The following is a 13313-nucleotide window of genomic DNA, read 5'->3' as shown; positions in this document are numbered from 1 at the left end:
TCATCTCCCCCGTGATGACGTGCCCGCGAGGGCGCCGTCTGTGAACATTCGCTCTTCGCTCCGGCGCTCGACCCCGAGCTCAGAGGGCGCGCTACCCCGCGGCGTCAGCACGCTCGACACCGCGAGCCCCGCGACGAACCAGAACAGGACGCCGTATTGCGTGATGAAGGCGACGGCGAACAGGCCGGGCACCTGGGCGATGACGGCCACTGATGCGGGCGACATCCGTCCACCCCTCACCGCGCCGATGACGGCGATCACGACGACACCGAACAGAGTCACCGTCGGAAGCCACCCGTAACGGAGCAGCAACGAGATGAATGCGTTGTCGGTGGATGCGGTGAAGTTGCCGAGGTACGTGTCGCCGACGACGAGGTCTTGCCATCCGGTCGCTCCGCCGATCAGCTGGACCTGACCGAGGAGGACCGTCAGACTGCCTCGATAGTCCGCACTGCCGCCGGCTTCTCCGCCGGCATCGGCGAATACCGTGTCGAGGAACGGCACGAGCACGAAGAGTCCGGCGGTCAGTGCTCCCGCCGTCACCCAGCGCATCGCCGAGCCGACGCCGCGAAGCACGAGAACCGACAGCACGATCGTCAGCACGAAGGTGACGATGCCGATGCGACTGAAGGTGAAGACCTCGGCGGCGCCGACGACGATCAGCCCCGCCACCTTCGCCCACGTGCGCAGCGACGCGGCCATCACGAAGGCGGCGGACATCGCCAGCGCGGCGCCCAGTGCGATGGAGTGACCGAAGGCGCCCTCGGCGCGCAGGAAGCCCGCGCGCGGCTGGAGCGTCCCCCAGGTCGCCCGAAGAGGCTCGTAGCCGGGAATGCCGATGAACACGTTCGAGCCCGTCACGAACTCGACGACGCCGAGCACCCCGACCGCTACGGCTGCGCCCGCGATCCACCCCGTGATCGTCCGGGACCCGAGCCTCGTGTAGACGATCCGACCCCAGAAATAGGGCAGGACGAGCTCCAGCACTCCCGACATGAGGTGCGAGAGCTCGACCTGACGTGCTCCGAAGAGCAGCATGACCATGCCGACGAACAGCAGCATGGCAGCGTCCGCCGCCGCCAGCCTGAACCGACGTCCGTGCAGGACCAGGAACCCCAGGGTGAGAAGCGTGATGGCGGACAGGTAGAACCCGACGTTGACGCCCACCCAGATGGGCAGGAAGAACGCAGCCAGGACCCAGAGGGCGAAGCTGGCTCGTGGCGCCCTGGCGAGGAACATGGCGGCGATCCCCGCGGCGAGGAGCGCGGTGAGAGCGGCCAGGATCATCACACCGTCCGACATCCGCGTTCACCCCCTCTCGTCGCAGGCCGACCCGTCGGCATGCCTCGTTGCACGCCGACGGGTCGGCTTCTTCGTCACTCGATCGGCGCGACCTGGAAGTCGTCGACCGACACGGTCATCGTGCTCGTCGACGACGACGCCCGGTTGGCACGGACACCCACCGGCGCCGCTGCCTGCAACTCGCTCGTCGTGTCGCTGGCGACCAACTGCCAGGATGTGGGCTCCGCAGCGCCCTTCTTCCACAGCTTGGCCCGCAACTCCGTCGTGCCGGTCGCACCCGTGGATTCCACCTTCATCGAGAAGCTGTCACCCGCTGCGTAGGTGAGCCCTGTCGCGGTGAAGGTCTGCAGCACGGTCGAGCCGCGCTGAGCGACCAGGTAGACCTTGCCGTCCGAGCGGAGCCAGGCGTTCACCACGTAGTAGGTGCTCCCCGCGTGGCGCGGGACGATGCCGACATAGCCGGACCCGGTGGACGAGGCGACATCGATCGTGAAGTCAGTCGACGCGGTGAAGTTGCGCAGCGGAGTCTGGGAGAGGAGCGCAGTGCGCGTTCCCCCGGCGGTCAGCGCGAACTTTCCGGTGCCGCCGCTGACGCTCGCCGCGGAGACCGCGCCACCGCTGATCGTCCACGCGCCGCCCACGTCCGCGGTCCCCCATCCGCCTGCCGCGGTGCGCTCGAAGGCGTCGCGAGCCAGGACGTCCGTCGGAGCGGGCGCGGTGACCGTGACGGTCTTCTTTACCGCGTGCGTCGCACCCTTGTCGTCGGTGACCGTGAGCGTCACCTCGTAATCGCCCGCCGCCGCGTAGGTGTGCGAGGCGGTCGCGCCGGTCGCGTCCTGCGACGAGTCCCCCCACTTCCACGAGTAGGACGCGATCGTCCCGTCCGCATCCGTCGACCCCGAACCGTTCACCGACGCCGTCAGGTTCGACGTCGAGGACGTGAAGCTCGCCACCGGGGCTTGATTCGGTGCGGGAGCCGTGACGGTGACGGTCTTGGTCACGGAGTGCGTGGCACCGTCGTCATCCGTCACCGTCAAAGTGACCTGCTTGTCGCCGGCCGACGCATAGGTGTGCGATGCGGTGGCTCCCGTGGATGCCGGTGATCCGTCGCCCCAGTTCCAGGAGTACGACGCGATCGACCCGTCCGCATCCGTCGACCCGGCGCCGTTCACCGAGGCGGTGAGTCCGGAGGCCGACGACGTGAAGCTCGCCACCGGCGCCTGGTTCGGCGTGGGAGCGCCCTGGGTGTCGCGCACCGTCAGGTTGTCGAAGCGGACCGTGCCCGGCGAGGTGGCGGAGCCCGCCATCGCGTAGTGCAGGATCGGTCCACCGGCCGCCTGCAGCCCCGCCGTCGAATCCGTCGTCTCGAGCTGCCACGCGGACGGCTCGGCGGTGCCCTGCTTCCACACCTTCGCCTTGATAGCTGTCGGGCTGGCACCGGTCACGTCGACGCGGAGCGAGAACGAGTCCCCCGCAGCCCACGTCAGGCCGGTCACAGCCTTCGAGGTGATGACCGTGGTGCCCCGCTGCGCGACGAGCCAGACCGCTCCCGTCTCACGGTGCCAGACACGCACGTTGTACAAGTTCGACCCGTTGCGTCGTGCACCCAGGCCGACGTAGCCGGCGCCCGCAGAGGGGCCGTTCGTCAGCGTGTAATCCACACGGTTCTCCGAGTCGCGGACGGAGGCGCCGAGGGCGAGGGTCCGCGTCTGCCCGGCGGCGACCGTCAGCTGACCCTTGCCGTCCTGCACGGAGGCCCCCGAGGTCGAGCTGCTCGCGAAGGTCCATGCACCGCCTACATCGGCGGTGCCCCATCCCGACGCGACCGTCCGCCCGAAGGCATCCGATGCGGCGTAGGCGGGAGTGGGGGTCGCGGCGACCGTGACCGCGTGCTGCTTCGTCGAGGACGCGCCGAGGCTGTCGGTCACCGTCAAGGTGATCGTGTAGTCCCCGTCCTCGTCGTACTCGTGCGTCGCCGTCGCACCGCTCGAGTGCGCGGAGCCGTCGCCCCAGTTCCAGTCGTACGTCATCGTCGCGCCGTCGGAGGCCGAGGAACCCGCGGCGTCCGTGGTCACCGCTCGTTCGTCCGTCTCCGTCGTGAAGGCCGCCACGGGTGCAGCGTGTGTCACCGTCACGTTCTCCGTGTGCTGAGTGGACCCGCCGCGACCGTCGGTCACGGTGAGGGTGACGGCGTAGGTGCCGGCCGCCGTGAAGCGGTGCGAGACCGCCGCGCCGGTCGCCGTGGCGTCGTCGCCGAAGCTCCACGCGTAGGTGAGCGGGTCGCCGTCGGGGTCGGCGGCCGTGCCGGTGAAGCCGGCGGTCAGGCCGTTCGCATCGGCGGTGAAGGCCACATCGCGCGGTGCGGCGTTCGGCGGCTGCTGTCCCGAGCCGATGATGAAGTGATCCGACACCTGAGACTGCGTCAGTGCCGTCGGGTACACCGCGGCCTCATCGAGCGAGCCGGTCCAGTACGTCGCGCCTTCCCAGCCGGAGTCTCCACCGATGCGCCAGTAGCCGCTGTAGTTCTGGGCGGTGGTGATGTCGTTCTGGTCGACGAGCTGGCCGTCGAGGTACAGACGCATACCGGCCGACGACTGCGAGGCCACCACGTGGTGCCACTTCCCGTCGTTGAACCCTGGCCCACTCTGGATGATCCCGGCCCAGCCGTTCCAGACGCCGAACCGCAGCGCGCCGTCACCGCTCATGTAGACGTGCCGGTCGTAGCTTCCGCTCTCCCCCACGCGGTTGCTGCCGAAGCCGATCAGCTTGCCACCCTGGGTGCTGGTCGTCTTGAACCACGTCTCCATCGAGTACGTCGTCGGGTTGAACACCTGCTTGTCGCCCGTCACACCGGTCTGGCCATTCGGGCTCAGGGTGATCGACCTGCCCGCGCCGGTGGCGAGTGCACTCGGCGCGCTCTTGGTCACCCCACCGAAGTAGGTTCCCGGGTAGATGTAGCCGGCACCGCTGGAGTCGGCCGCGGCGTTCCCCGACGTCTCGTCGAGACGCCAGTACACCGACGGCTTCAGGTCGTAGACCGCCTTGCCGTACGCGTCGGACGGTGCGGCAGCGGGCGTAGTACCCCGACCGCTCGCGGCGTAGTGTCGGGCGACCGCGTCGAGGCTCAGCGCCGACGGGTAGACCGCGACATCCGCAATTGTTCCCGAGAGGTAGTTGCTGCTGCCGCCGTTCGGCCATCCGCCCGTGTTGTCGCCGCCGACCTTCCAGTAGCCGTTGTACCCCTGGGCCGACGTGATGTCCGATCGACCGCCCGCGAGGGCGCCGTCGACGTAGAACCGCATACCGGCGGGCGACAGGCTCGCCACCACGTGGTGCCACGCTCCGTCGTTGTAGCCAGGCCTACTCTCCAGGGTCTGAACGCTGCCGGGATAGACCCCGAACGTCAGGCGACCGTCGTTGCTCAGGTAGATGTGACGGTCGTAGCTGCCCGATGTGCCGCCCGCGTTGTCACCGAAGCCGACGATCTTGCCGCCGGAGGTGCTGGTCGTCTTGAACCACGCCTCGACGGAGAACGTGTTCGGTCCCGCCTCGGACGACGCGGTGGAGGCGAACGAACCGTCGGCGCCGGCGAACTGCGTCGCCTTCGTCGTCGTCGCCTGGTTCTGCCCGGCGACACCGCGGGTCGCGCCGTTCACTGTGAGGTCCTCGCTGCCCGCCCAGTCGAACGCGGCCGTGCCGGAGTCCTCGCCCAGTGGCCAGTAGTGCGACGCGCTGTCCTCGATGACCGCCGTCGCGTACGCCGAGGCCGACGTGGAGCTGATCGTGACCGTCGCGGCGGAGCTCTGGACCGCGTTGCCGTTCCCATCGCGAGCGATGACCGTGTAGGTGTACGTCTGCCCGGCTGTGACGTCAGTGTCCTTCATCACGATGCCCGGTCGCTGCCACCACGTCGAGGCGACTGTGGTCGTCGCGACGGGGGTGGACCGTCCGCTGCGACGCAGCTCGTAGGTGAGGTTCATGTCGTCGCGGTCCCAGTTCGCCTGGATCTGCACACGGGCCTCGCCTGCGGTGATCGAGCGGGCGCTCGGTGCCCAGCTCGCCGTCGCGATGCGCGGACCCTGCTTCGCACCTGTCGACGGCTTCGTCGAGAAGCGGACGATGCCCTGGTACCGCTGGTTGTTGACGCTGCCGAATTCGCCGGCGACGGAGATGTAGTCGCCGGTTCCCGTGATCGACAGCCCAGCCTGCCCGAGCCCCGACGTGTTCCCGACCGTGAAGTCCGGGTACCAGGCGTAGGCCGACGGCGACGGGGTCCCGGCCCAGTTCTTGTAGATGGAGCTCTCGCTGGGCGTCCGAGGCAACGTGCCGCGCGCATCGGCGGTGTACGCCTCGAGGTAGCGGTACTGACGCTTCGGCTGCTCGGGCCACAGGTTGACCGTGTCGCACTGGTGTGTGTGGCTCGTCGAGTAGACGACCTTGCCGGTGGACCAGACGCCGTAGTGGTCGCCGTGGCAGTCCGCGAGCCAGCGGAGGTCTCCGGCGCCCGCGTTCACCGCGAAGGTGCCCTCGATGTTCCCCGTCGCGACGTCGGCGTACGTCCAGCCGGTGCCGTAGACACCACCGGCATCCGTCGCCAGTGCGAAGATGCCGCTGCGCCCCGCGTTGCCGCCCTCGGCCCAGCCGTTCTTGATGACGGACGTCACGGCCCACGGCACGGTCGCGCCCGTTGCGGGGTCGAGCGCGCCGATGCCGCGCTGCTCACCGCCGACGCCGTTGACGGTGTAGAAGCGCCCGCCGATGATCACCTTCTGGTTGCCCGGCTCCATCACCATCGCGTCGACCTGCAGGTCGGTCGTGGGGGCCCAGGACAGCAGAGCGCCGTTGCTCGTGCTGAAGGCGGCGAGGTTGCCGCGCGCGACGCCGTTGCCCTGCGTGAAGCGGCCGCCGACGTAGACGGTGCTGCCGGTGGTCGCGATGGCGTAGACGCCCGTCCCACCCACCGACGGGGCGAACCCGGGCACGAGGGCTCCGGTCGTCGCGTCGAGCGCCGCGAAGTTGTACCGGGTCGTGCCGTTCACCGAGTTGAACGAGCCGCCGATGTAGACCCTGCTGCCATCAGGCGAGGCGGCGATGGCCTTGATGACACCGTTGACCTGCGGCGCGAAAGACTTCAGATTCCCCGTCGCGATGTCGTAGGCGAGGATGTTCGACCGCGGCGTGAGGCTCGTGCCGGGTGCGGCCAGCGGCGCGCGGGCGTTGGTGAACGATCCCGCGGCGTAGACGGTGTTGCCGATCATCGTCTGCGCCCAGACGTAGCCGTCGTCGATCTGCACCGTCGGGAGCGCATCCGCGGTCGCGACGTCGGCTTCGCGTTGGAGCAGCGGTGCCGGATCCGGTGAGAGAGGCTCTGCGGCGTGGGCGGCCGGCGCCACGGCCAGCAGTCCGGTGCCGATCAGCACCGTCGCCGCCAGGACGCTGACGGCGCGCGCGAGCAGCGACGGCTTCCGAGTCGTTGCAGTGGTCATCTTCAGTCCGTCTTTCCCGAGAATTCGGCGACGGGCTCGCCCGCCGAGTAGTTGACGCTCACGGTGACGGCACGATTCGCCGCGGGGTCGAGCATGAAGACATAGGAACCGGAGGCGGAGTCGCCCGGTTCGAGGTCACCGGCGAGGGGCGTGTTGGGCCCCGCAGTCGTGCCGATGCCGTATTCACCGTCAGCCGCGGTGAGAGTGACGACGGCCGAGTCGAGATCGGCGACCTCGCTCGAATCGTTGCGGGCCGTCAGCCGCACGATCACAGCGGGCCCGGAGACCTCGCCGGGCGTCTTCGCCTCGACGGAGGTCGCCGACACCGAGTCGAGCTCGATGACCAGCCCCGTGGACAGCGCGATCGGTTCATCGATCGCGCCCTTCTCGACGTCGACCCTCGGTGCCGTCGTGGGCGCGTCCGCGTCCTCGGACGGCACGGGCGCCGGAGCGTCCGGGTCGATCGGCGTGGGCGACACCGTCGCCTGCGTCGGTGCGGCGGCGGGCCGTTCGGCCGCCTCCACCGCGGTGCAGCCGGCGAGCAGCGTGACGCCCGCGAGGGCGATCACCGTCCCCCACCGCAGTCGGCGCGCGAAACGCGCAGCGTCCAATGTCCCCACGAAACCCCGACCCCCAAAGTCGTTTCTCGTTCCCCAACGAGAGATCCCGCCCCCAGCAGGATCGTGCACAACATACGTCCCCTGGGCCGGGAGCGCAAGTACGGTCTTCGCCGCGGTGCCGCGGCGGCTCGTATGATGACCCCCGGGGGGGGACTATGCGAGTGATGTTCGACGCGTTCTGGTGGGGCCGGGGACCCGGGGCGAACCGGACGGTGCAGAAGGAGTTCATCCGCTTCTGGGCGGACACGTTCCCGGAAGACGAGCTCGTCCTCGCCCTCCGGAAGGATGCCGATGCGTCTGACGTGCCCGCGGGCGCGGAGGTCGTTCGCACGAGACTGTGGCCGCACGCCTTCGCCAACCGCTGGGAGCTTCCGCGACTGTCCCGCGCGTCCCGCGCGGACGTGAGCGTCGTCCACAACTACGCGCCGCGGTCGGGGCGCTCGGTCGTGTTCGTGCACGACGCGATGTTCCACGACAACCCGGAGTGGTTCTCCCGTCGGGAGCGGCTGTACTTCGCCCCCATGCTGCCCTGGGCTCGCCGCGCGTCGGTGGTGACGACCTCGACGGAGACCGAGGCGCGGCGCATCTCCCGCCTCGTGCCGCAGCTCGCGCCGATCGCGGTGGGGCTGGGCGTTCCCACCGCTCTGACGGATGCCGCTCCTCGCCGCCCGGCAGCTGTGCCGGAGGGCTCGGAGTTCGCCGTCACGGTCGGGCGCTTGAACGTCCGCAAGAACCTCGCCGCGGTGATCGACGGGGCACGTCTCGCCGCCGCGGTCACCCCGCAGACACCGCTGTACATCGTCGGCGGGTCCGCCCATTCCGGAGTGAGCACAGAGCTGCCCGCGGCACTGCGTTCCGCCGTCGTCGAGGGGCGGGTGGTGTTCCTCGGGGCCTTGGATGACGACGAGGTGGCCTGGCTCTACTCCCGCGCCTCGCTCGTGGTCAGCCTGAGCCTCGACGAGGGATTCGGGCTGCCCGCCGTCGAGGCGGCGGGCTTCGGAGCTCCCTTGCTCGCCAGCGACATCGCCGTCTTCCGCGAGACCGTGGGGGACTACGCCGACTTCGTGTCACCGACGGCATCCGCTCACGTCGTGGCGTCGGCGATCGATGGCGCGTGGGGCAGGCGACCGGATGCCGCGATCCGCGATGCCGTCGTCGCGCGGTACTCGTGGCGGGCGGCCGTGGAACGGCTGCGCGAGGCGGCCGTCGCCCGCTAGGCGGGGCCCCTCCGCGATGCGTCGACGATCGCTCGTCGTCCGTCGCGGATGCCCCGCGCGAGCGCACGCCAGGGTCGGATGGACCGCAGCTGGGCGCGCCCGCCCTGCATCAGGATCAGCCACGACACCCGGGGGGTGGCGCGCCACCAGCGCCGTACCGTCTCGGCGTCGCCGTGCTTCGCGGCGTACAGGAGCCGGTTGCGGATGTTGTAGTAGTAGTACGTCTCGGACTTCGCCCGTCCGCGCACGGCATCGTCGTGCGTCTGTCCTTCGTCGTGGACGGCGGTGACGGAAAGGGTCCGCAGCGACCCGCCCGCGTCGAGCACCCGCCGCGACAGGTCGACGTCCTCCCAGTAGAGGAAGTACTCCTCGTCGAAGCCGCCGACGGCCGACCACAGTTCTGCCGACATCGCGAAGCAGGCACCGGTCGCCCATTCGTGGCGGGGCCTGCCCGCCCGCTCGGCGCGGCGGCGCGCACCGGCGATCGATCCGTCGTCGAGGTAGAGGTCGCTGCCGCCGAACCACACGCGGCCCGCGCCGTCGACGATGGTGGGCGACACCAGCGCGCGGGGGTCGGCCGCCGCATCCTGGACCAGCTGAGCGAGGCTGTCAGGGTCGATGGTGGCGTCGGGGTTGAGCGCGACGATGACCTCTGCCCCGCGCTCGAGGGCGATCTCGGCACCCGCGTTGGTCCCCCCGCCGAAGCCCGCGTTGTGTCCGAGGAGGACCGGCACCCACCTGTGGCGCCGGCAGGCCGCTTCGATGCGCTGTCGCTCGTCGGCGGAACTGAAACAGTCGACCACCACCACGAACCCGTCCGCGGGAGGTGTCACCGTCGCCGCATTGGGCTCGAGAATCCCGCTGGCACCGTAGTTCACGATCACCACCGCAGCGCGGGGCATCACGGCGCCGCGACCCCCGTGGGGGTCAGCCCCGCAGGCGCCGCCGGCGCGAGATCGAGGGCTCGGATCTCGCGGTGCCATTTGACGGCAGCGGCGGCCAGGAAGACCGCGTTGGCGAGCAGCAGCAGCGTGTACGCCGCGAGGAAGAGCGGCGGCGCGCCCCACAGCACGAACACGAGGCACAGGAGTCCGAAGTCCGTCGGCACGAGGATGAGCGAGCGCAGCGCCGTGCCCCCGCCCCGGGCGTGCGTCGAGGGCACGCCCTTCTTACCCTTCAGCAGATCGTTGAGCAGCATTCCGAAGAAGGTCACGACGGCGACGACGCAGTACGCGAGCGGCACCACGAGCCACAGCGTGTCGCGCGCGTCGGTGTGCCACCACAGGGCGACCAGGACGCAGAGGTGGAGGGATGCCGTCTTGAAGGCGTCGACGAAGTGGTCCAGCCACTCCCCCGCGAGACTCCCTCCGCCGCGAAGACGGGCGAGCTGACCGTCGGCCGAATCCCACGCGTAGCCGAGCACGAGGAGCAGGGCGACGAGGCATCCGGTCCACCACTGGGCCGGCGCGACGACGAGCAGGACGAGCGCGCCGAATGTGTGCAGCGCGCTGATCCCGGTCGCGCCGTCTGGCGTGACCCCCCATTGGTGGGCGGCCGCGGCCAACGCCCGGCCGATCCGCCTGTTGACGTAGACCGAGTAGGCCGGCGCGCCGCGCGCGTGCCCCTTCTGCGCCGCCGCCAGCCGACCGTACGAGTCCCCGAATGCGCTCATCGCTGTATGCTCCGTCCCCCGACTAGATGCATCGTCCCCGGTCTGAGCATAGGGGATGCGTCAACCTGCCAGACTGTCGCCTATGTCGACCGGTGACCGCCTGCGCGTGATGCAGTCCTTCGGTGCGCCGCGGCCCACCTCCAACCCCTACGTCCACATGCTGGACGCGGCGCTGACTTCCGAGCCCGGTCTGGAGCATCTGCGCTTCGATCGCCGGACGGCATTGTTCGGTCGGTACGACGCTCTGCACTTCCACTGGCCCGAGACGCTCTTCGGCGGTGCGACGCCGCTCAAGAGGGTCATCAGGCGACTGTTCGGCACGGTGCTGATCGCCCGTCTGCGCCTCACGAGGGTGGCGATCGTCCGCACGCTCCACAACGTCGAACTCCCCGACGTCGACTCGCGCTGGGAGCGCGTGCTCCTGCGGTGGGTGGACCGCCGGGCGGACTTCCACATCCGGCTCAACGAGTCGACCCCCGTCCGCGCCGGTGTCCCCTCCGCCGTCATCCCGCACGGGCACTACCGGGATTGGTTCGCCGCCGTCGAGCCCGTTCCCGCCGAGCCGCGCACGCTCGGCTTCGTCGGCCTCGTCCGGCGGTACAAGGGCGTCGAGTCGCTGATCGCGGCCTTCCGCTCGACGCGGCTGGCGGAGTGGACGCTCCGCATCTCCGGAAACCCCTCGACCCGGGAGCTCGCCGACGAGATCCGCGCACTGGCGGACGCCGACGAACGGATCACCGCCGACCTCCGGTACCTGTCCGAAGAGGATTTCGCCCGCGCGGTCATGTCATCGATGGGCATCGTGCTGCCCTACCGGTTCATGCACAACTCGGGAACGGCGCTCGCGGCGCTCTCGCTGGGACGCCCCGTGCTCGTCCCCCGCAACGACGTGAACACCGCGCTCGCCGACGAGGTCGGGCCGGGCTGGGTCTCGATGTTCGACGGCGAACTCAGCGCCGCGGACCTTCAGAACTTCGCAGACGCTGCGACCTCGCCACCAGAGGCGGGCCCGGACCTCACCGATCGCGGCTGGTCGCTCGTCGGCATCCGTCACCGCGACGCCTACGCGCGTGCGGTCCGCGCGCGACGAGGCGGCGCGTGAGCACTTCGCCGTCGACCGTCCTCGTCGCCGTGCCGTCGTACCGACGTGCCGACCGCCTGAGCCGACTGCTGGCAGCGCTCGCCGAACACCGTGACGACGTCCTCCCGTTGCGCGTCGACGTCCTCGTGATCGACAACGATCCGGACGGCAGCGCGGCCGGTGCCGCGCAGAGGGCGTCGGCGTCGTACGTGTCGGAACCCCGACCGGGGCTCGCGGCTGTCCGCAACCGCGCCATCGACGAGGCGCTCACCCGGGGGGCGGACGCGCTCGTCTTCATCGACGACGACGAGGTACCCGAGGCGGGGTGGTTGCGGACGCTCGTCGCCCCGTGGGTGTCGGGCGAGGCGGACCTGGTGTCCGGCCGGGTCGAGTCGGTGTTCGACTCGCCGCCCTCCGCGTGGATCACCGCGGGCGGGTTCTTCCGACGCGTGCGATTCTCCGACGGCGAGCGGATGCCGGTGGCCCCGACGAACAATCTCCTGATCAGCTGTGCGGTCCTCCGCGCCACGGGCATCCGTTTCGACGAGGAGTTCGGTCGGACAGGGGGCGAGGACATCCACTTCACGTCGGCCCTCCACCGGCGCGGTGCCCGAATCGTCGCCGCTGCCGACGCCGTCGTCATCGATCACGTACCGGACGAGCGCGCGACGGCGTCGTGGGTCCTTCGCCGCGCCTTCCGCGTCGGGACGACGACGGCCCGCGGAGACATCGACCTCACCGAGGGCGCACCGCGCCGATCGGCCCGTCGCGTCCGATGGATCGCCGTCGGCGCAGCTCGCGCCGTGGCCGGGGCAGGCAGGTGGCTCGTCGGCGCGCTCTCCCGATCGACCGTGCACCGCGCCCGCGGCGCGCGACTCGTCGCCCGCGGGCTGGGCATGGCCGCCGGCGGAGCGGGATTCCGCTACCTCGAGTACCGGCCGAGGAACGGGTCGTGACGCCTCGCCTCACCGTGGTGTAGTCTCCCCCCATCGGGCTTTGGGGGCCTGGTTCGAGTTGGGGCTCGATCTGTCTGCTTGCTGGGGAGCTTGCGATGACTGTGCGTATCGGTTACGCCGCGGGGGCGTTCGACCTTTTCCACGTGGGACACCTGAACATCCTTCGACATGCGAGGGACAACTGCGATCTGCTGATCGCCGGGGTGGTGAGCGACGAGATGCTGCACCAGGTGAAGGGCGTCGATCCGTTCATCCCGACCTCGGAGCGAGCGGACATCGTGCGCGGCATCCGCTTCGTCGATCATGTCCACATCGAGACGGTTCCCGACAAGATCGACGTCTGGCGCGAAGTGGGGTTCACTCACTTCTTCAAAGGCGATGACTGGCGCGGCACCGAGAAGGGCGACCGTCTCGAGCGCGAGTTCGCGAAGGTCGGGGTCGAAGTCGTCTACTTCCCGTACACCGTGCACACCTCGAGCAGTCAGCTCCGCCGTGCGCTCGAGGTCGCGTCGGTCGATCGTGAGCTCCGTTCCGAGTCGGCGTGAGCGCGGCAGCGTCTGACGACGCTGCTCCCTCAGCGGGCTCCGACGATGCGATCGAACTCTTCGTCGGACAAGTTGTCGCGCTGTTCCCGCTCCGGATGAAGAGCGGACCGATTCCCGGTCGCCCGCAGCCGACCGTGCGACGGATCTTCCCGCGCCCGCCCGACGCCGGCACCTCCGCGGACGGCGCCGTGCCGACGCGCGCGCGGACGTACTCCCTCTTCGTCGATGCGCCCGGTCACGGCATCCTCAGCGTCGGTGAGCATCGGATCGAGGTCGTCATCCTGCCCCTCGACGTGTCGACGCCGAGGCAGGCGACGGTCTTCCGGATCTCGGGCATCGTCGGCCGCACGCTCGACGTCACCGGCGTCGTGATCGAGCCGCCCCTCGACGCCGCCGGCTGACTGCCGCGTCGACGACGAGAGCCGCACCCCGGT

The 13313-nt window shown here is 70.0% G+C and carries 10 protein-coding genes; 5 read left to right on the top strand and 5 right to left on the bottom strand.

The window, feature by feature from the left end; translation table 11 throughout:
- From ACIGEP_RS11820 to ACIGEP_RS11810, 3 genes are all read right to left on the bottom strand, one after another.
- Nucleotides 1–1287, bottom strand: a complete 1287-nt coding sequence (locus tag ACIGEP_RS11820; protein WP_396661813.1) for a hypothetical protein — start codon at nt 1285–1287, stop codon at nt 1–3.
- 89 nt (nt 1288–1376) lie between these two features.
- On the bottom strand, nt 1377–6788 hold the full coding sequence (locus tag ACIGEP_RS11815) for a PKD domain-containing protein (RefSeq protein WP_396661812.1): 5412 nt from the start codon (nt 6786–6788) through the stop codon (nt 1377–1379).
- A gap of 2 nt (nt 6789–6790) precedes the next feature.
- Complete coding sequence (locus ACIGEP_RS11810) at nt 6791–7399, bottom strand: hypothetical protein (protein ID WP_396661811.1); 609 nt, start codon at nt 7397–7399, stop codon at nt 6791–6793.
- Nucleotides 7400–7572: 173 nt separating this feature from the next.
- Between ACIGEP_RS11810 and ACIGEP_RS11805 the strand changes: the two genes are divergently transcribed.
- Nucleotides 7573–8625 (top strand): glycosyltransferase family 4 protein, encoded by a 1053-nt coding sequence (locus ACIGEP_RS11805; RefSeq protein ID WP_396661810.1) that lies wholly within the window; start codon nt 7573–7575, stop codon nt 8623–8625.
- On the opposite strand, the gene ACIGEP_RS11800 is transcribed toward ACIGEP_RS11805, so the two are convergent.
- The gene (locus tag ACIGEP_RS11800) at nt 8622–9527 is read right to left on the bottom strand and encodes a glycosyltransferase family 2 protein (protein WP_396661809.1); all 906 of its coding nucleotides are present in this window, start codon (nt 9525–9527) and stop codon (nt 8622–8624) included. The two genes, ACIGEP_RS11805 and ACIGEP_RS11800, sit on opposite strands and share 4 nt — an antisense overlap.
- Entirely contained in the window at nt 9527–10297 is a 771-nt protein-coding gene (locus tag ACIGEP_RS11795; protein WP_396661808.1) for a CDP-alcohol phosphatidyltransferase family protein, read from the bottom strand. Before ACIGEP_RS11795 ends, ACIGEP_RS11800 begins: the two co-directional genes overlap by 1 nt.
- 82 nt (nt 10298–10379) lie before the next feature.
- Here ACIGEP_RS11795 and ACIGEP_RS11790 point away from each other — a divergent pair, with 82 nt between their 5' ends.
- The 4 genes from ACIGEP_RS11790 (at nt 10380) to ACIGEP_RS11775 (ending at nt 13280) form a co-directional block, all read left to right on the top strand.
- Nucleotides 10380–11399, top strand: a complete 1020-nt coding sequence (locus ACIGEP_RS11790) for a glycosyltransferase (protein ID WP_396661807.1) — start codon at nt 10380–10382, stop codon at nt 11397–11399.
- Complete coding sequence (locus ACIGEP_RS11785; protein WP_396661806.1) at nt 11396–12334, top strand: glycosyltransferase family 2 protein; 939 nt, start codon at nt 11396–11398, stop codon at nt 12332–12334. The genes ACIGEP_RS11790 and ACIGEP_RS11785 overlap by 4 nt, the downstream gene beginning before the upstream one ends.
- 95 nt (nt 12335–12429) lie before the next feature.
- Complete coding sequence (locus tag ACIGEP_RS11780) at nt 12430–12879, top strand: adenylyltransferase/cytidyltransferase family protein (RefSeq protein ID WP_396661805.1); 450 nt, start codon at nt 12430–12432, stop codon at nt 12877–12879.
- A complete protein-coding gene (locus tag ACIGEP_RS11775; protein ID WP_396661804.1) occupies nt 12876–13280 on the top strand; it encodes a hypothetical protein in 405 nt (134 codons plus the stop codon). Before ACIGEP_RS11780 ends, ACIGEP_RS11775 begins: the two co-directional genes overlap by 4 nt.
- The last annotated feature ends 33 nt before the right edge of the window (nt 13281–13313 follow it).

The sequence above is a fragment of the Microbacterium sp. NPDC077663 genome (assembly GCF_044542795.1).
In the GTDB taxonomy this organism is placed as follows: Bacteria; Actinomycetota; Actinomycetes; order Actinomycetales; family Microbacteriaceae; genus Microbacterium.
Note: the sequence above shows the minus strand (reverse complement) of the source record. Positions and strands in the feature narration are given on the sequence as shown.

Excerpts from the sequence above, each read along its gene's own strand:
- ACIGEP_RS11820 (WP_396661813.1), bottom strand. The coding sequence starts at position 1,287 with ATGATCCTGGCCGCTCTCACCGCGCTCCTCGCCGCGGGGATCGCCGCC.
- ACIGEP_RS11815 (WP_396661812.1), bottom strand. The coding sequence starts at position 6,788 with ATGACCACTGCAACGACTCGGAAGCCGTCGCTGCTCGCGCGCGCCGTC.
- ACIGEP_RS11805 (WP_396661810.1), top strand. The coding sequence starts at position 7,573 with ATGTTCGACGCGTTCTGGTGGGGCCGGGGACCCGGGGCGAACCGGACG.
- ACIGEP_RS11800 (WP_396661809.1), bottom strand. The coding sequence starts at position 9,527 with ATGCCCCGCGCTGCGGTGGTGATCGTGAACTACGGTGCCAGCGGGATT.
- ACIGEP_RS11795 (WP_396661808.1), bottom strand. The coding sequence starts at position 10,297 with ATGAGCGCATTCGGGGACTCGTACGGTCGGCTGGCGGCGGCGCAGAAG.
- ACIGEP_RS11790 (WP_396661807.1), top strand. The coding sequence starts at position 10,380 with ATGTCGACCGGTGACCGCCTGCGCGTGATGCAGTCCTTCGGTGCGCCG.
- ACIGEP_RS11780 (WP_396661805.1), top strand. The coding sequence starts at position 12,430 with ATGACTGTGCGTATCGGTTACGCCGCGGGGGCGTTCGACCTTTTCCAC.